General features: G+C 70.1%; 17 protein-coding genes. 11 read left to right on the forward strand and 6 right to left on the reverse strand.

Annotated elements, in window-relative coordinates; genetic code table 11:
* Positions 1–267 precede the first annotated feature (267 nt).
* The 4 genes from ACXJMZ_RS02665 (at position 268) to ACXJMZ_RS02680 (ending at position 3,769) form a co-directional block, all read left to right on the forward strand.
* Positions 268–471, forward strand: coding sequence for a hypothetical protein (locus ACXJMZ_RS02665; RefSeq protein ID WP_457028340.1), 204 nt, complete (start codon positions 268–270; stop codon positions 469–471).
* A 176-nt stretch (positions 472–647) separates the two neighbouring features.
* Positions 648–1,895 (forward strand): L,D-transpeptidase, encoded by a 1,248-nt coding sequence (locus tag ACXJMZ_RS02670; protein WP_457028341.1) that lies wholly within the window; start codon positions 648–650, stop codon positions 1,893–1,895.
* A 200-nt stretch (positions 1,896–2,095) separates the two neighbouring features.
* Positions 2,096–3,361 carry a hypothetical protein gene (locus tag ACXJMZ_RS02675; RefSeq protein WP_457028342.1) on the forward strand — a complete coding sequence of 422 codons (1,266 nt, stop codon included), beginning with the start codon at positions 2,096–2,098 and terminating at the stop codon, positions 3,359–3,361.
* A 69-nt stretch (positions 3,362–3,430) separates the two neighbouring features.
* Entirely contained in the window at positions 3,431–3,769 is a 339-nt protein-coding gene (locus tag ACXJMZ_RS02680) for a hypothetical protein (RefSeq protein WP_457028343.1), read from the forward strand.
* A gap of 137 nt (positions 3,770–3,906) precedes the next feature.
* On the opposite strand, the gene ACXJMZ_RS02685 is transcribed toward ACXJMZ_RS02680, so the two are convergent.
* Positions 3,907–4,392 (reverse strand): SMI1/KNR4 family protein, encoded by a 486-nt coding sequence (locus ACXJMZ_RS02685; RefSeq protein ID WP_457028344.1) that lies wholly within the window; start codon positions 4,390–4,392, stop codon positions 3,907–3,909.
* A gap of 409 nt (positions 4,393–4,801) precedes the next feature.
* Between ACXJMZ_RS02685 and ACXJMZ_RS02690 the strand changes: the two genes are divergently transcribed.
* Positions 4,802–5,674: a GyrI-like domain-containing protein gene (locus ACXJMZ_RS02690; RefSeq protein ID WP_457028345.1), complete on the forward strand. Its 873-nt coding sequence runs from the start codon at positions 4,802–4,804 to the stop codon at positions 5,672–5,674.
* Between the two features lie 71 nt (positions 5,675–5,745).
* On the opposite strand, the gene msrA is transcribed toward ACXJMZ_RS02690, so the two are convergent.
* Positions 5,746–6,411: a peptide-methionine (S)-S-oxide reductase MsrA gene (gene msrA / locus ACXJMZ_RS02695; RefSeq protein ID WP_457028442.1), complete on the reverse strand. Its 666-nt coding sequence runs from the start codon at positions 6,409–6,411 to the stop codon at positions 5,746–5,748.
* 965 nt (positions 6,412–7,376) lie between these two features.
* Entirely contained in the window at positions 7,377–9,023 is a 1,647-nt protein-coding gene (locus ACXJMZ_RS02700) for a M48 family metalloprotease (RefSeq protein WP_457028346.1), read from the reverse strand.
* 152 nt (positions 9,024–9,175) lie between these two features.
* Between ACXJMZ_RS02700 and ACXJMZ_RS02705 the strand changes: the two genes are divergently transcribed.
* The 4 genes from ACXJMZ_RS02705 (at position 9,176) to ACXJMZ_RS02720 (ending at position 13,850) form a co-directional block, all read left to right on the forward strand.
* Entirely contained in the window at positions 9,176–10,330 is a 1,155-nt protein-coding gene (locus tag ACXJMZ_RS02705) for a cystathionine gamma-synthase (RefSeq protein ID WP_457028347.1), read from the forward strand.
* A gap of 182 nt (positions 10,331–10,512) precedes the next feature.
* Complete coding sequence (gene ilvA / locus ACXJMZ_RS02710) at positions 10,513–11,724, forward strand: threonine ammonia-lyase (protein ID WP_457028348.1); 1,212 nt, start codon at positions 10,513–10,515, stop codon at positions 11,722–11,724.
* A gap of 261 nt (positions 11,725–11,985) precedes the next feature.
* Positions 11,986–12,993, forward strand: coding sequence for an ATP-binding cassette domain-containing protein (locus ACXJMZ_RS02715; protein ID WP_457028349.1), 1,008 nt, complete (start codon positions 11,986–11,988; stop codon positions 12,991–12,993).
* Complete coding sequence (locus tag ACXJMZ_RS02720; RefSeq protein ID WP_457028350.1) at positions 12,993–13,850, forward strand: ABC transporter permease; 858 nt, start codon at positions 12,993–12,995, stop codon at positions 13,848–13,850. The genes ACXJMZ_RS02715 and ACXJMZ_RS02720 overlap by 1 nt, the downstream gene beginning before the upstream one ends.
* 67 nt (positions 13,851–13,917) lie before the next feature.
* Here the strand turns inward: ACXJMZ_RS02720 and greA are convergent, their stop codons facing one another.
* Positions 13,918–14,415: a transcription elongation factor GreA gene (gene greA / locus ACXJMZ_RS02725; protein WP_457028351.1), complete on the reverse strand. Its 498-nt coding sequence runs from the start codon at positions 14,413–14,415 to the stop codon at positions 13,918–13,920.
* A 219-nt stretch (positions 14,416–14,634) separates the two neighbouring features.
* Positions 14,635–15,042: a DUF4307 domain-containing protein gene (locus ACXJMZ_RS02730; protein WP_457028352.1), complete on the reverse strand. Its 408-nt coding sequence runs from the start codon at positions 15,040–15,042 to the stop codon at positions 14,635–14,637.
* A gap of 151 nt (positions 15,043–15,193) precedes the next feature.
* Here ACXJMZ_RS02730 and mca point away from each other — a divergent pair, with 151 nt between their 5' ends.
* Entirely contained in the window at positions 15,194–16,078 is an 885-nt protein-coding gene (gene mca / locus ACXJMZ_RS02735) for a mycothiol conjugate amidase Mca (RefSeq protein ID WP_457028353.1), read from the forward strand.
* 62 nt (positions 16,079–16,140) lie between these two features.
* Positions 16,141–16,329, forward strand: a complete 189-nt coding sequence (locus tag ACXJMZ_RS02740; RefSeq protein WP_369824279.1) for a hypothetical protein — start codon at positions 16,141–16,143, stop codon at positions 16,327–16,329.
* A 6-nt stretch (positions 16,330–16,335) separates the two neighbouring features.
* On the opposite strand, the gene ACXJMZ_RS02745 is transcribed toward ACXJMZ_RS02740, so the two are convergent.
* Entirely contained in the window at positions 16,336–16,902 is a 567-nt protein-coding gene (locus tag ACXJMZ_RS02745) for a Uma2 family endonuclease (protein ID WP_457028354.1), read from the reverse strand.
* Positions 16,903–16,959: the final 57 nt, after the last annotated feature.

Below are 16,959 nucleotides of genomic sequence, written 5' to 3' on the forward strand. Positions count from 1 at the left end.
GTGTCCGCCCGTAGGGGTTGCCGTCGTCCCGCCCCTGGCAGCGGTCTCGACCGAGGCCAGGGTGCGGCGGCTCCTGCGGCACCTACCGCGCCGAAAGGCGCGTCTCCGTGGCTCCCGGGTGGGGGAGTCCGACGGAGACGGAAGGGTCGGCCCCCGGTTTCCGGGGGCCGGCCCGTCGTACGCCTCAGCATCGAAATCATCGCCGAGATCACCGACGAGCAGGCCCTGAAGGCCGCCGCACTCGCCCAGGTCCAGAGCGACGAGTACTTGGACGACGAGGAGCGCACCCAGTCGGTGGAGGCGATCGAGGTGGACCCGTCCGGTTCGCTCGCGCACTTCATCGACCCGGTGGCGCTGCTCGGCGAGGTGCCGGGCATCGAGCTGACCTCGGCCACCTGGGAGTCCGCCCAGACCGAGTTCGACCCGACCGACGAGAACTGGGACGAGTACGCCGTCGAGGCGGCCGAGTAGTCCCTCCCGTACCACGAATCGCCCGTCCGGACTGCTCCGGGCGGGCGATTCGTCCGTTATGGCGGCATCTTCAGTAGTCTCATACGATCTCAACCGTTTGGTGATGGAACCGCTTCGTCCTGGATTGCGTTGTTTGTATCCGTAGCGCCCGCAGGTGAAGAGCAGGGAGACCGACCGTGACGTCAGCCGATGAGCAGCGCCCCACCCCCGGCAGCAGCTGGACCCGACGCGGGGTGCTGGGCGGTCTGCTGGGCGCCCCGGTCCTGCTGCTGGCGGCCTGCAGCGGCGACTCCGACAAGGGCGGCGGCGGTGGCGGTACCGGGGGTGGCGCGAGCAGCTCGCCGAAGACCTCGGTCGCCAAGATCACGGTGGTCCCGGCCGACGGTGTGACGGATGCCTCCTTCACCGAGCCGGTGAAGATCACCGTCGCCGACGGCAAGCTCAGCTCGGTCAAGCTCACCGGTGAGGACGGCAAGGAGATACCCGGGCAGCTCGCCGCCGACGGGGCGAGCTGGGTCTCCACCGGGCCGCTCACCAGTGGTGCCAAGTACCGCGTGGCGGCCGTCGCGCTGGACGCGGACAAGCTGGAGGCGGACGCCAACACCAAGTTCGGCACCGCCTCGCCGGCCAACACCTTCATCGGCTACTTCACCCCGGAGAACGGCTCGACCGTCGGGGTGGGTATGCCGGTCTCGATCAACTTCAACAAGCCGGTCACCAACCGGAAGGCCGTCCAGCAGGCGATCACGGTGACCGCGCAGCCGGGCGTCGAGATCGTCGGCCACTGGTTCTCCAGCACCCGGCTGGACTTCCGGCCGCAGCAGTACTGGGCGAAGGGCACCAGGGTCACCCTGCAGCTCCGGCTGAAGGACGTGGAGGGCGCCAAGGGCGTCTACGGCACCCAGTCCAAGGACGTGAACTTCACCATCGGCCGCAGCCAGACCAGCGTGGCCGACCTCTCCGCCGACACCCTCACGGTCACCACCGACGGTCAGGTCACCGCGACCTACCCGGTCATCGGCGGCGCCCCCGAGCACAAGACCTGGGCCGGCAAGCTGGTCATCTCCGAGCAGTACCAGCAGACCAAGATGGACTCCGCCACGGTCGGCCTCGGCGACGAGTACAACATCCCGGACGTGCCGCACGCGCAGCGGCTGACCACCTCGGGCACCTTCATCCACGGCAACTACTGGTCGCCCGACTCGCAGTTCGGCAACGCCAACACCAGCCATGGCTGCATCTCCCTCAAGGACGCCAAGGGTGCTTCGGACCCGAACACCAACGGGGCCAAGTTCTACGCGAGTTCGATGGTGGGCGACGTGGTCGAGGTGATCAACTCCGGTGACCGGACGGTCGATCCGTCGAACGGCCTGAACGGCTGGAACATGGACTGGGCGACCTGGCGGGCGGGCAGTGCGATCTGACCCCCGCGGTCGGACTGTCGTAAGAACCGGATAAGTTATGGGGCACGTCCCGATTCCGCCACGACCGGCGAAATCGGGGTGCCCCGGCGGGTGAAAGCTGCTTGTCTGGGCACCGTATCCAGCAGCAGTCAAACCTTTCCGCCCGGCTGTCGACACCGCCTGGGCGCAGCCTTACGGGGGAGAGTTCCATCAACACCACCATGCGCCGCACGGTCCGGGGGGCCGTCGCCGCGACCGCCTGCACCGTTGTCCTCGCCACCGGCCTGGCCGCCTGTGGCACCGTCAAGCAGCTGACCGCCGCCGAGAAGGTCTCCGACGCCTTCGGCAACATCACGGACAGCAAGACCTTCAAGGCCGAGCTCTCCTTCGGGGCGACGGCCGACGAGATCCTCGCGTTCGACAAGCTCGCCAGCGACAAGGGCGAGCAGATGGACCGCAAGACCGCCGAGCTGATGGCCGAGCTGAAGATCTCGCTCGCGGTCAGCGCGGACAAGCCGCTCAAGGACCTCGAGTCCTTCAAGAACGCCCAGTCCGGCGCCGACCCGCTCAACTCGCTCGGCCAGGACCCCGGTTACGACGTCGCGTACGCGCTGTCCGGCAAGAGCGGCAAGAGCTACGCCGAGCTGCGCCTGGTCGACGGCAACTTCTACGTGAAGGCCGATGTCGACGGCATCGCCCAGCTGGCCGGCGAGGACGCCGGTGAGATCAAGGACGCCGCCGGGGCCTTCCCGAAGGTGATCCAGGACGCCCTCGCCGGCAAGTGGATCTCCATCGAGGGCAAGACCCTCAAGGAGTTCGCCGAGCAGGCGACCAAGGCGGCCGGCAGCAAGCCCGGCGGCGCCTCGGCCGCTCCCTCGGTCGACCCGAAGGTCGCCTCCGGCCTGGTGAACACCGTCAAGGACGTCCTCTCCCGCAACGTCACCTTCGAGGACAAGGGCAAGCACGACGGCGCCGAGCACATCTACGTCGCCGCTCCGGCCAAGGCCCTCGCGGACGACCTGCTGAAGAGCATCAAGCCGGTGCTCAAGGACATCCCGGGGATGGAGAAGCTGCCCGGCGCCGCCCCGACCGACATCCCGGACAAGAAGATCGGCTTGGACGTCTTCATCAAGGACGGCTCGGTCTCCGAGATCTCCTTCGACCTGGCCCAGATCGACTCCAAGCTGCCGGCCGAGGCGCACCTGCCGGTCAAGGTGACCTTCAGCAAGGACGCCGGGGAGGCCCCGAAGGCTCCGGACGGCGCCACCAAGTTCGCGATGTCCGACTTCGAGGAGATCGTCACCTCGATGATGGGCTCGGCCGGCAGCAAGGCCAAGACCGGCGGCAAGACCGCCGCGGCCCCGCTGACGGCAGCTCAGCTCAAGGAGCTGACGGCCAAGGGCATCCCCGAGGCACAGATCAAGCTGCTGAACCAGAGCGGCATGACCTACGAGCAGATCAAGAAGCTGCTCGACGCCACCAGCTGACACCCCGTACGTGACGAAGGCCCCGCCGGTTCTCCGACGGGGCCTTCATCGTCCTTGAGGAGAACGAACGTGACGCAGTCTCAACAGGTCCCGCAGGCGACCGACGAACGGCTCTGCTGGCTCGCGGTCCGGGACCACCTGGGCCGGAAGAGCCGGCGGACGGGCTTCGCCGGTCTGCTCCAGGTCGTGGGCACGGTGCTCGGCAGCGGGTTGGCAGCCCGGATCGGTGGCGACATGCGAAGGGACGGCACAGCGCAGAAGATGGGCCACTACGCGTTCGCCGTGGACGCCGCTGCGGATCGCCTCACCGCCGACGAACGTCGGCAACTGCGCGCCACCGGCGAGGTTCCCGGCTGGTTCCTCGCCGATGTCGAGCAGCGTGCCGCTGAACGGCGCAAGCGCCGCTAGGCCCCGGCCACCGACGACCCGGTCTCAGCCCTCGGTGCGGGCCACGCCGATCGGGCAGCTGGCGCCGGTGCCGCCGAGCGTGCTGTGCCATGTGACCGATTGCGGCTGGCTCGACGAGTCGCTCTCTCGTGGCGTGGTCACCAGTCCACCTCACCGTTTCCACGGAGCATCGGGCGGTATGCGGCGATGGCGTGGTCGGGCTGGTTATGGTGCTCCATCGCCTCGGCCACGGCGTGGAGCCAGGTGCCCAGGCTGGGCCATCCGAGGAAGCTTGCCGTGTCGTCGTGTGGGGCGTGTCCGAGGTGGTTGTGCCACGTTCCGGGGCCTGCCTCGATGAAGTGCTCGTCCCCGTCCCCGCCGGCGAACGGGATCCACAGCGCTCCCCACCAAGGATCCTGCTGGTCGTCGGGATCTTCGGGCTCCCAGATGTCCATGCGCATGCTGCGGATCTCGATGACCTGTTCGGTCGAGTACAGCTGTCCGCAGGGGAGCACGCCAATGCGACTCTCGTCGCCGTTGTGGCAGAGCAGAGATTCCCGGAGATCAAACGGCAGCGAAGCCCCGAGGAGTGTCTCCGCGCGCTCGATTTTCCAGTGGGGAGGCGGGAGGGCGCAACTGCGCATGGCTGGCCCGGGCATGGTTGGCCAACCACCGGTCGATGCGGCTCCAGGACGAGGTCACTGACGGTATGACTGGCGGGAGGCCTGCGCGCGGCGGCTCGATCATGCGGAGCAGCATCTCAGGGCGCCCCGACAGGCCGGGCTACGGGCGCAGGCCAGGGCGATCCTTACTCGCCGGTCTTGGCGACGCCGATCTGGCAGGCAGGGCCCCAGCCCGTAGAAGGGTCACTCAGGTTGACACCCGTGCCGGCGAGTGCGCTGCGGCCGTGCCGTGGTGCTGGTCCGACTCCCATTCGTGGGGGCGCGGAGACCGCCGGTGGTCTCTCGTACCCGACCGAAGCGGGCACGGGATGTCGGGTGCGGCAGGGTGGGGCCTTCCTAGGGTGAGTGATCGAAGGGGAAGGAGACCGGGGTGCTGGAACGGCTGAACCAGGCCATGGAACACGTCGAGGGCAATCTCGACCAGCAGATCGATGTGGCCGAGCTGGCCCGCATCGCGCTGACGTCCGAGTACCACTTGCGGCGGCTGTTCTCCATGCTGGCCGGGATCCCGCTGTCGGAGTACATCCGGCGCCGGCGGCTGACGGTCGCGGGCGCTGAGGTGCTCGCGGGGGAGCGGACGCTGCTGGACGTCGCGACGCGGTACGGCTACGGATCGGCCGAGGCGTTCGCACGGGCGTTCCGCGCGGTGCACGGTGTCGGTCCGGGTGAGGCCAGGCGGACCGGTGCGGCTCTGCAGTCCCAGTCCCGGATGTCCTTCCGACTCATCATCGAAGGGAGCAGCACCATGAAGTACCAGGTCGTGGAGAAGGAGGAGTTTCGTGTCGTCGGCAAGAAGGCCACAGTCCCTCTGATCCACGAGGGGGTGAACCCGTACATCGCCGAGCATGTCCGGAGCATCGGACCGGAGACTGTGCAGCGCATCGCGAGCCTGTCCGATCAGGAGCCGGAGGGGATCCTCTCGGTGGTCGTGCATCTCTCCGACAGCCGTGAGGAGGGAAGCGAACTCGACTACTGGCATGCGGTGGTGACCAGCGCCGGGGCGCCCGAGGACCTTGACGTGCTTACTGTCCCGGCGGGTACGTGGGCCGTCTTCGAGAACACCGGGCCGTACCCGCAGGCGCTTCAGCACCTGTGGCGGGACGTGTTCACGCAGTGGTTCCCGTCCAACCCGTACGCGAGTCGGCCGGGGCCCGAGATCCTGCGTACCCGACCGTCGGCGGACTGGACGGAGTCGGACACACAGCTGTGGATTCCGGTGGAACGCAGCCCGGCCATCCGTTAGGCGCCTGGCCTGCACACAGTTCGAGCCCTCGCCCGGAAGATCGGGGAGGGCTCGAACTGTGTGCGGATGCTTCAGCTGTCTGTCTTGGCCACGCCGATCGGGCAGCTGGCGCCGGTGCCGCCGAGGCCGCAGTAGCCGTTCGGGTTCTTGGCGTCGGACAGGTACTGCTGGTGGTAGGGCTCGGCCGGGTAGAACGGGCCGGCCGGGCCGGTCTCGGTGGTGATCGGGCCGAGGCCGATCGCGGTCAGGGCGGGCTGGAAGGCGTCCCGCGAGGCGGCCAGGGCGGCCGCCTGCTCCGGGGTGTGGGTGTACGCGGCGGAGCGGTACTGGGTGCCCTGGTCGTTGCCCTGGCGGAAGCCCTGGGTCGGGTCGTGCGCCTCCCAGAAGGTCTTCAGCAGCGTCTCGTACGAGACCAGCGCCGGGTCGTAGACCACCCGGACCGCCTCGGTGTGCCCGGTCCGGCCGCTGCACACCTCTTCGTAGGTCGGGTTCGGGGTGTGCCCGCCCTGGTAGCCGACCAGGGTGGTCCACACTCCGTCCAGCTCCCAGAACTTCCGCTCGGCGCCCCAGAAGCACCCCAACCCGAAGTCGGCCGTCTCAAGACCGGCGGGATAGGGGCCGGTCAGCGGGGTGCCGAGCACGGTGTGCGGCTCGGTCAGGGCGAACTGCGGGGCCGCCCGGCCGGGCAGGGCCTGCTCGGCGGTGACCAGCTCGCTCTTGTGACGGTTGAACAGCACGGCTGCTCCCAGTGATCGGGGGACTGTGCCTGCTGCAACGCCCTGCGGCCGCCCGGGATTCCGCCGGGCCAGCTCCGGGTGGTCCGGCCGGGCGGCCGCGATGTCGGCCAGCACGGCGTCCACGGCGGCCCGCAGCGGCTGGGAGGTCCGGGTCTCGGCGTCGTTGAACTGCTCGCCGTAGGCGTCCAGCTTGAGGGTGCTGAGCAGGCTGCCGGCCGGGGCGGCGGCGATCGCGCCGTCGACGAAGGCGTGCATCAGCTCGTTGCTGCCGTGCCACTTGCGGCACCAGTACTGCATCGCCTGCCAGTGCGCGTCCCGGTTCAGCGGGGTCCGCTTGACCACCTCGGCCCAGAACGCCCGGAACTGCTCGTTCGACCACTTGTCGCCCCGGGCCAGCGCGAGCTGGGCCAGATACGGGCCCGGGTCCGCGGCCGGGGCCAGCCGGACGGCCTCGGCGGCGGCCGCGGTGGCCTGCCGGAGCTTCTGCCCGAACCCCTGCCACATCTCGTTGGTGACGGTGTTGGCGTAGCCGGAGCCACGGATCGCCCAGCCCGCGTGGACCAGGGCCACTACGTGCAGTGAAGCGGCGTCGGAGTTGTCCGGCTGCTCCATCCGCCAGGCGTTCAGCCAACTGTCGTCGTGGCAGGCCGGGTTGACGAAGAGCTCGGTCCGCTCCCAGCGCTCGTCCCAGTCGGTGCCCGCCGCGKCGATGTACGCGGCGGGCACCCGCCAGCTGCCCTCCCGGGCGGCCGACAGGGCGATCCGGGCGTCGTCGTCGACCGTGGTGCGGCCGAGCACCAGACCCTGATTGGGCACCAGGCCGAACCGGGAGGCGAGGGCCGGGTCCGACAGCACCTGGATGTGCTTCCGGCCGGCGGCCCGCCTGGCCCGCAGCCACTTGAACAGGGTGTACAGCAGTACGCCGGCGGCGATGGTGGAGAACAGCATGCGGTGACTCCGGTGGTTCAGTGAGCGGCCGGGGTGAGCCCGGCGTTGGTGAGCAGGGTGCGCAGTGGTGCGGTGTCCGAGGCGTCCGCGACCGCGGCGTCCAGGGCGGGGGTGAAGGCTTCGTCCCAGCCGTCCGGCAGGTGCAGGACGGCGGTGGTGGACCAGGAGAACTCCCAGTGCGCCAGGCCCGATTCGGCCAGCGCCAGCACGGTGAGCCCGGCCAGGCTGGACCGGAAGACCGGGCGGGCGAGCTCGCGGGCGGCCTGGCCGGTCGCGGCAGTGGTCTGCTCGCGGCGCGGCAGCCGGCCGGCCAGCTCCCAGGTACGTCCGGCGTCGATCGCGTCCAGCAGCGCCTCGACCGTGCCGGGCAGCCCGGCGGAGACGAGCGCGGTCAGGATCGGCTGGCTGTCCTCGCGGCAGTCGGCCAGGCAGACGGTCTGCACCAGCTCCGGCCACTCCACCCGGCGCTTGGTCGCCGCCTCGGGCACCAGCGAGACCGACTCCAGCTCGGCCAGCGTCCGTTCGGCCTCGCGCAGCAGCCCGAGCGCGGAGCCGGAACCCTCGGCGGCCCGGCCGTCGTCGGGCAGCGCCTCGATCGCGGCGACCCGCAGGGAGATCGGCGGGTGCGAGTCGTACGGGTCGGCGTCGTCCTGGTCCGGCTCCAGCGCCAGCTCGGCCAGCTCCTGCCGGCGCTTCGGGTCGGCGAGCAGCTCGGCCAGACCGCCGTACACCTGACCCGGCATCGGCAGCAGCCCGGCGGACCAGCCGATGGTGGCGTACCGGTTGAGGTAGAAGTCCTCGGCGGCGGCCAGCAGCGGCAGCCGGCGCAGCGCGGCGGCGGTGGCGTCCCGTCCGGCGATCGCGGCGGCGGACCGGTCGGCGGCGTACTCCTGACGGCGGCTCACCGACTCGGAGACCCGGAAGTACAGCTTGGCGTACTGGGTGAAGAGCTTGGCCAGCGCCCGGTCGACGCCGCCGCCGGCCTTCTGGTCGGAGACCTGCTTGCCCTTGGCCAGCCGCTTCGCGGCCTTCGCCCTGAGCTCGGCCTCCTGCTGGGCCTGGTGGCCGTCGGCGCGCGCGTGCAGGCCGTGGATGGTGTGCAGGATCGCGGTCCGCCCGGCGACCGTGACCCCGGCCAGCCGGACGTCGCGGTTGCTGTAGTGGCCGAACTCGTGGGCCAGCACCGAGTCCAGCTCGGCCTCGGTCAGGCCGATCAGCAGCGGCGCGCCGATCACCAGGTGCCGCTTGCCGGGGATCAGCCCGAGCAGCTTGGTCTCCTCCCGGACACCCGCGTTCACCTCGGGGATCAGCCGGATCTCGGCCGGGCCGCGGACGCCGGTCCGCTCGGCGATCCGGTCCACCCCGGCCCACAGCTCCGGCTGCTGATCCCGGGTCACCGGCAGGCCGTACGCCTCGCCCTGCTCGCGCGGGCGGCGGGTCAGGAAGACCACCCGGAGCACGGGGTAGGCGACGGCCAGGCTGAGCAGGATCAGCTTGCCGATCGCCGGGTTCAGCCGCCCGGTCTCCAGCACCAGGGCGACGTCGGCGCCCAGCACGCCGAGCACCAGGCCGGCCGCGAGCAGGTAGAAGCCGACCAGCATGGCGACCGCGAGTGCGGCCCGCCCCGCGGTGCTCATTCCGGTGGGTCGCGCGGGCGTGCCCATGCGGTCCTCCCCCTCTGACGTTCCGTCCGCAGCCTGAACATGTGTGCGGAAATTGCAGATCGTAGCCGCCCGGCAGGTCGCACTTGACGGGTGGTCGGCAACGCGGGCGCTCTGCCCGCCCTTGGCCCGGTTCGACCACTAGGCTCGGGAGTATGACCGAGCACCAGCTTCCCCAGGGCTTCGAGACTCTCGCCATCCACGCGGGTCAGGAAGCAGACCCCCAGACCGGGGCCGTCGTCACGCCGATCTACCAGGTCTCCACCTACAAGCAGGACGGCGTCGGCGGCCTCCGGAACGGCTACGAGTACAGCCGCTCCGCCAACCCCACCCGGACCGCCCTCGAGGAGTGCCTCGCCGCGATCGAGGGCGGCGCCCGCGGGCTCGCCTTCGCCTCCGGCCTGGCCGCCGAGGACACCCTGCTGCGCACCGTGCTGAAGCCGGGCGACCACATCGTCATCCCGAACGACGCCTACGGCGGCACCTTCCGGCTGTTCGCCAAGGTGCTCACCCGCTGGGGCGTCGAGTTCTCCGTCGCGGACACCCAGAACCTGGCCGCCGTCCGGGACGCGCTGCGCCCCAGCACCCGCGCGGTCTGGGTGGAGACCCCCTCCAACCCGCTGCTCGGCATCTCCGACATCGCCGGTCTTGCCGAGGTGGCCCACCAGGCCGGTGCGCTGCTGGTGGTGGACAACACCTTCGCCAGCCCGTACCTGCAGCAGCCGATCTCGTTCGGCGCCGACGTGGTGGTGCACTCGACCACCAAGTACATGGGCGGCCACTCCGACGTGGTCGGCGGCGCCCTGGTGGCGGCCGAGGCGGGTCTCGGTGAGGAGCTGGCGTACCACCAGAACGCGATGGGCGCGGTGGCCGGGCCGTTCGACTCCTGGCTGGTGCTGCGCGGCATCAAGACCCTCGGGGTCCGGATGGACCGGCACAGCTCCAACGCCGGGAAGGTCGCCGAGCTGCTCTCCGCACACCCCAAGGTCAGCCAGGTGATCTACCCCGGTCTGGAGTCGCACCCCGGGCACGACATCGCGGCCAAGCAGATGAAGGCGTTCGGCGGGATGGTCTCGTTCCGGGTCAACGGCGGCGAGCAGGCCGCGGTGGACGTCTGCAACCGGGCCGAGCTGTTCACCCTCGGCGAGTCGCTGGGCGGCGTCGAGTCGCTGATCGAGCACCCGGGCCGGATGACGCACGCCTCGGTGGCGGGCTCGGCGCTGGAGGTGCCGGCCGACCTGGTCCGGGTCTCGGTCGGCATCGAGTCGATCGACGACCTGCTCGCGGACCTCACCCGCGCCCTGGGCTGACGCCCGCACCATAGGCAGGGGCTCAGCCCTACGGTCCAGGGGCTCGGGGAACTGCGAGGAGATCGGGCGCCGGGGTCACGTACGAAAGTGCCTGACCACCTACGCACAGATCACCTTGCAAGGGTCGGCGTCGCAGTTCCCCGAGCCCCTGTCTGCCGGACCATCTGCCTCGAAGAGGACGTATGCACAACTGGCCGATCACCCTGGACGACGTCCGCGGTGCGCACAAGATGCTCGCCGGGGTCGCCCGGGTCACCCCGATGGAGAGCAGCCGGTATCTGGCGGGGCTGATCGGCGCGCCGGTGCACCTCAAGTGCGAGAACCTGCAGCGCACCGGTTCGTTCAAGCTGCGCGGCGCGTACGTCCGGATCGCCGGTCTTTCGCCGGTGGAGCGGGCCGGTGGTGTGGTGGCGGCGAGTGCGGGCAACCACGCGCAGGGGGTGGCACTGGCCGCCTCGCTGCTGGGGGTGCGGTCCACCGTCTTCATGCCGTTGGCGGCTCCGCTCCCGAAGGTGGCCGCGACCCGGGACTACGGTGCCGAGGTCCGGCTGCACGGCAGCACCGTGGACGAGGCCCTGCAGGCGGCCCAGCACTACGCGGACGCGACCGGTGCGGTGTTCATCCACCCGTTCGACCACTGGGACATCATCACCGGTCAGGCCACCGTCGGCCTGGAGATCCTGGAGCAGTGCCCGGAGGTCCGCACCATCCTGGTCGGGGTGGGCGGCGGCGGGCTGCTGGCCGGGATCGCGGCGGCGGTCAAGCCGCTCCGCCCCGACGTCCAGGTGATCGGGGTGCAGGCGGCTGGCGCGGCCGCGTACCCGCCCTCGCTGGCGGCGGGCCGGCCGGTCTCGCTGGAGCGCTTCGCGACCATGGCGGACGGGATCATGGTCGGCCGTCCGGGTGACATCCCGTTCGAGGTGGTGAACACGCTGGCCGACGGTGTCAGGACGGTCTCCGAGGAGGGCCTGTCCCGAGCTCTGCTGCTCAGCCTGGAGCGGCTCAAGCTGGTGGTCGAGCCGGCCGGGGCGAGCCCGTTGGCCGCGCTGCTGGAGCATCCGGAGAGCTTCCGGGGACCGGTGGTGGCGGTGCTCTCGGGCGGCAACATCGACCCGCAGCTGATGCAACGGGTGCTGCGGCACGGCCTGGTGGCCGCGGGCCGGTACCTGTCGATCCGGGTCCGGCTGGCCGACAAGCCGGGCGCGCTGGCCGATCTGCTGGCGGTGCTCACCCGGGTGGACGCCAACGTGCTGGACATCGCGCACGTCCGGATCGACCCCCGGCTCGGTCTGACCGAGGTCGAGGTGGATCTGCACCTGGAGACCAAGGGGCCCGAGCACTGCGCCGTGGTGCTGGGCGATCTCCGGGACGCGGGCTACGTGGTCACCCAGTAGCGCCCGAAAACTCCAGAAGGCCGAAAACCAGCGGCGGTTGTCAGTCCCAACTGAGAGGGTGTCAGCGCGGATCGGCTCCGCGCTGTCCTTGCTGCGCCATGAGCTCGATCCTTGACGCGATATATCGCGAGCTGACATTCTCGCGATGCATCGCGTTTCTCCGATGTCCCTCCCTGGGCATGGAACCCGGTCCGACCGGGTATTGCCACCGGGTCAGAGTGGACATATCAGTCATATCGTCAGAGGAGATGAGGCAGGCTCATGGCGCCAGCCATCCAAGCCGAGAACCTGGTCAAGACCTTCGGTGACGTACGTGCCCTCGACGGCGTCAGCCTCGACGTTCCGGAGGGCACGGTACTCGGACTGCTCGGCCCGAACGGCGCCGGCAAGACCACCACGGTCCGCGTTCTCACCACCCTGCTCCGCCCCGACTCCGGCCACGCCGTGGTCGCCGGGGTGGACGTGCTCAAGCACCCGAACAAGGTGCGCAGCCTGATCGGCCTCTCCGGTCAGTACGCCGCCGTCGACGAGTACCTGACGGGCCGTGAGAACCTGCAGATGGTCGGCGAGCTCTACCAGATGAGCGTGCGGGACGCGAAGGCCCGCGCCCGCGAGCTGCTGGAGTGGTTCAACCTCGGCGAGGCCGCCGACCGCACCGCCAAGACCTACTCCGGCGGTATGCGCCGCCGGCTCGACCTGGCGGCCGCGCTGGTGGTCCGGCCCCCGGTGATGTTCCTGGACGAGCCGACCACGGGTCTGGACCCGCGCAACCGGCTCGCGCTCTGGGAGGTCATCGAGACCCTGGTCGAGCAGGGCACCACCCTGCTGCTGACCACCCAGTACCTGGAGGAGGCGGACCGCCTCGCCCACGACATCGCGGTGGTCGACCACGGCAAGGTGATCGCCCGCGGCACCGCCGACGAGCTCAAGGCCCAGATCGGCGGCGAGCGGGTCGAGGTGGTGGTGCACGAGCGGGACGACGTGACCGAGGCGCTGGCCGCGCTGGCCCCGTACGCCAAGGGTGACCCGACGCTGGAGAAGAACACGCGCAAGATCACCATCCCGGTCAGCGGTGGCGCCAAGGTGCTCGCCGACGTGATCCGCGAGCTGGACTCGCGCTCGATCGTGATCGACGACATCGGTCTGCGCCGCCCGACCCTGGACGACGTGTTCCTCTCGCTGACCGGCCACGCCACGGCCGCGGAGGTCGAGGAAGAGGACGAGTCGCAGCCCGCCAAGGGCCGCAAGAGCCATGGGAAGGACGCCTGATGACCACTGCCACCGAACACGCGATCGGCGGCGCCGTCCCGCAGCAGCGGCACGGCATCAGCGCGATGCTGCACGACTCCTGGGTGATCGCCAAGCGCAACCTGCGCCGGATGACCCGGATCCCGGAGATCGTGGTCTTCGGGCTGATGCAGCCGGTGATGTTCGTGCTGCTGTTCTCGTACGTGATGGGCGGGGCGATCCAGATCCCCGGCACCAGCGCGAGTGCCAGCACGTACACCCAGTTCCTGATGGCGGGCATCTTCGCCCAGACCGTCACCTTCGCGGTGGCCGGCGCCTCGGCCGGTATCGCGGAGGACATGACCAAGGGGCTGGTGGACCGGTTCCGCTCGCTCCCGATGACCCGCTCCGCAGTGCTGGTCGGCCGCACGCTGGCCGACCTGGTGCAGACCGCCTTCACCCTGGTGGTCCTGATGATCGTCGCGGTGCTGGTCGGCTGGCGGATCCACGAGGGCTTCCCGAAGGCGCTCGTCGCGTTCGGGCTGCTGCTCCTGCTGGGCTACGCCTTCTCCTGGATCGGCGCGCTGATCGGTCTGTCGGTGCGCAGTCCGGAGGCGGCCACCTCGGCCGGTCTGATCTGGCTGTTCCCGCTGACCTTCATCTCGAACGCCTTCGTGCCGGTCAGCTCGATGCCGGGCTGGCTGCAGCCGATCGCCTACTGGAACCCGTTCAGTGCGACGGTGCAGGCCTGCCGCGACCTGTTCGGCAACCAGGTCGGCCCGGTGACGGGCGGCTGGCCGATGGAGAACGCGATCCTGCTGTCGGTCATCTGGTCCGTGGTGATCACAGCGGGGTTCTCCTGGCTCTCGGTCCGGAAGTACCGCTCCGCGATCGGCTGAGCCCGGTACGCCGAACGGCGGCCGTCCCCCTGCACGGGGACGGCCGCCGTTCGCGTGTCGGTCGGGCTCAGGCGTGCGGCGTGGCCGCGATCACCTTGACCATCGCCCGCTTGCCGTTCGGCAGCTCGTAGTGGGCCTCGTCGCCGATCTTCTTGCCGTCGATGGCCGAGCCGAGCGGGGACTGCGGGGAGTACACCTCCACCTCGGAGGCGCCCGCCATCTCGCGGGAGCCGAGCAGGAAGACCATGGTGTCGTCCTCGTCGCCGTCGAAGGCGATCGTCACGACCATGCCGGGGGCCACCACGCCGGAGTCCGCCGGGGCCTCGCCGACCTTGGCCCGCTCCAGCAGCTGGGTAAGCTGACGGATCCGCAGCTCGCCCTTGCCCTGGTCGTCACGGGCCGCGTGGTAGCCGGCGTTCTCCTTGAGGTCGCCTTCCTCGCGGGCCGCTTCGATCTTCTTGACGATCTCGGCGCGCCAGGGTCCGGTCATGTAGTCCAGCTCGGCCTTGAGCTGGTCATAGCCGGACTGAGTGAGCCAGGTCACGTTCTCGCTGGTCTGGGTCACAGGTGCTCCTCGTAGGTGCTGGGCTGCGCTGAGGGTTGGTGTCAGCCGGGAACGGTCGTACTACAAAGCAACGCCCGCTCTCGTGCCGTCCGGCCGGAGAGGGGCGAAACCACGACCCTAACAATTTCCGGACCGGAGCGGGAGGGCCACGAGCGGCGCCGACCCGGCGATTCCCGGTACGGATGCCCGGTCGGGGCGTCGAATATGCGCCCGAACGGATTACTTGCCGGGAGCACAACCGAGCAGCTCGGCGGCGGTGGCCCGGGCCGTGGTGCGCAGCGTGACCACCTCGTCGTACTTGGAACCGGCGGCCGGGATCGGGAAGTCGTGCAGCCCCACCACGCCGCCGTCCTCGGACTGCGCGCGGACGGTGCAGACCCCCGCCGTGCCGTCCTCCTTGAGCACCGAGAGCTGCACCTGGATCTCCGCGTCGGAGACCACCTGGAAGCCCGGCAGCAGACCGCTCATGACCGAGCCCTTGGAGACGTAGCTGACGCCCAGCCAGCCGACCAGCGCCAGGCCGAGTGCGCCGCAGACCAGGCCGGTGATCCGCAGCCGGCGGTCCGCCTCGCGGTCACCGAGCTTTCCGTAGCGGGCGGGGGCGGTGGTCGTACGTCCGGAGTCCATGGGCGGCTCAGTCCTTTCGACGAGGGGCCGACGGTCCACCGGGGGAATGGATCGGCCCTCCGGTCAGTCACTATAGGAGGGCAGCATCCGCGCCGGACGCGGCGGGGGACCGGCCCGACGAACCGGATGATTCCCGGAAGGAAACCAGGCGTTGACTGAGCAGTTGCGACTGATGGCGGTACACGCGCACCCGGACGACGAGTCCAGCAAGGGCGCCGCCACCATGGCCATGTACGTCTCACAGGGGGTGGACGTGCTGGTCGCCACCTGCACCGGCGGTGAGCGTGGCTCGATTCTCAACCCCAAGCTCCAGGGCGACCCGTGGGTCGAGGAGAACATCCACGAGGTGCGGCGGAAGGAAATGGACGCCGCCCGCGAGATCCTCGGCGTCAAGCAGGCCTGGCTCGGCTTCGTCGACTCCGGCCTGCCGGAGGGCGACCCGCTGCCGCCGCTGCCCGAGGGCTGCTTCGCGCTCCAGGAGGTGGCCGATGCGGCCGCCCCGCTGGTGAAGCTGATCCGCGAGTTCCGGCCGCACGTGATCACCACGTACGACGAGAACGGCGGCTACCCGCACCCCGACCACATCATGACCCACAAGATCACCATGGCCGCCTTCGACGCCGCCGGTGACCCGGACGCCTATCCCGAGGCCGGCGCGCCCTGGCAGCCGTCCAAGGTCTACTACAACCACGGCTTCCCGATGGGCCGGATCCGGGCGATGCACGGCTACCTGGTGGAGAACGGCCTCGAGTCGCCGTACGGCGAGTGGATCGAGGGGTGGGAGAAGAGCGGCCGCGAGGAGCGCGAGATCACCACCCGGGTGGTCTGCGACGACTGGTTCGAGACCCGGGACCGCGCGCTGATCGCGCACGCCACCCAGATCGACCCGGACGGACCGTGGTTCCGGATCCCGCTGGAGGTCCAGAAGAAGGTCTGGCCGACCGAGGACTACGAGCTGGTCCGCTCGCAGGTGGACACCGACCTCCCCGAGGACGACCTGTTCGCCGGCCTGCGCGCCAAGGTCACCACCGCCTGACACCCCGACACGCACCCACCCCGGTGACCCGGTCCGTGTAGGGCCGGGTCACCATGGGAGACATGAGCACCCCGATGCACCTCACCACCCTCGCCGCCGAGACCTTCGACAAGGCCAAGGTGACGCCCGGCCTGCTGGGCTTCGTGGTCTTCGCCGCCCTCGGCGTGGCCACCTGGTTCCTGGTCAAGTCGATGAACAAGCAGTTCGGCCGGGTGACCTTCGTCGAGGAGCCCGAGCAGCCCAAGGACTGACGTCCGTCAGAGGGCACTCAGGTCGATCTCGACGGCGAACGGCGCGGCGGCCCTGACCACGCCGGTGAACACCTCGCCGTCCCGGTAGGCCCGGCTCGCCGGGTCGAGGACGTACGTGTAGACGAGCGGTACGCCGGTGGCGGCCTGCTCGATCCGCCAGTAGAAGGCGATCCCGGCCTTCGCGTACTGGTCGACCTTGACGATCCGGTCGGTGGTCTCCGAGCCCGGTGAGACGACCTCGACCACCAGCAGCACGTGCTCCGGCCGGGTGGGCGCGATGTCGATGCTGTCCGCCCGGTAGACCACCACGTCCGGGCGGCGGTTGGTCAGCGGGACGTCCTGCAGCCGCACGTCGAAGTCCGTGTCGGCGTTCCACTCCGGACCTGCGGCGGCCTCCAGGGCGTTCGCGAGCAGTCGGGCCAACCGGTTGTGCCGCGTGGACGCACTCGGGCTTGCGACGACCATCCCGTCCACGATCTCGATCTCCGCGCACTGCTCCGCCGACCACGAGTCGTACTGCTCAGCGGTGATCTGACGGTGCATCCAGGCCGGAGCGATCATCTCGGCGGTCATGACCAACCTCCCCTGAGCCTGCTCGACGGGCTTGGCGCTGCTGAAATCTCAGCGTAC

The organism is Kitasatospora sp. P5_F3 (genome assembly GCF_054049135.1).

Excerpts from the sequence above, each read along its gene's own strand:
- ACXJMZ_RS02675 (WP_457028342.1), top strand. The coding sequence starts at position 2,096 with ATGCGCCGCACGGTCCGGGGGGCCGTCGCCGCGACCGCCTGCACCGTT.
- ACXJMZ_RS02685 (WP_457028344.1), bottom strand. The coding sequence starts at position 4,392 with ATGCGCAGTTGCGCCCTCCCGCCTCCCCACTGGAAAATCGAGCGCGCG.
- ACXJMZ_RS02700 (WP_457028346.1), bottom strand. The coding sequence starts at position 9,023 with ATGGGCACGCCCGCGCGACCCACCGGAATGAGCACCGCGGGGCGGGCC.
- ACXJMZ_RS02705 (WP_457028347.1), top strand. The coding sequence starts at position 9,176 with ATGACCGAGCACCAGCTTCCCCAGGGCTTCGAGACTCTCGCCATCCAC.
- ilvA (WP_457028348.1), top strand. The coding sequence starts at position 10,513 with ATGCACAACTGGCCGATCACCCTGGACGACGTCCGCGGTGCGCACAAG.
- ACXJMZ_RS02715 (WP_457028349.1), top strand. The coding sequence starts at position 11,986 with ATGGCGCCAGCCATCCAAGCCGAGAACCTGGTCAAGACCTTCGGTGAC.
- ACXJMZ_RS02720 (WP_457028350.1), top strand. The coding sequence starts at position 12,993 with ATGACCACTGCCACCGAACACGCGATCGGCGGCGCCGTCCCGCAGCAG.
- ACXJMZ_RS02730 (WP_457028352.1), bottom strand. The coding sequence starts at position 15,042 with ATGGACTCCGGACGTACGACCACCGCCCCCGCCCGCTACGGAAAGCTC.
- ACXJMZ_RS02740 (WP_369824279.1), top strand. The coding sequence starts at position 16,141 with ATGAGCACCCCGATGCACCTCACCACCCTCGCCGCCGAGACCTTCGAC.
- ACXJMZ_RS02745 (WP_457028354.1), bottom strand. The coding sequence starts at position 16,902 with ATGACCGCCGAGATGATCGCTCCGGCCTGGATGCACCGTCAGATCACC.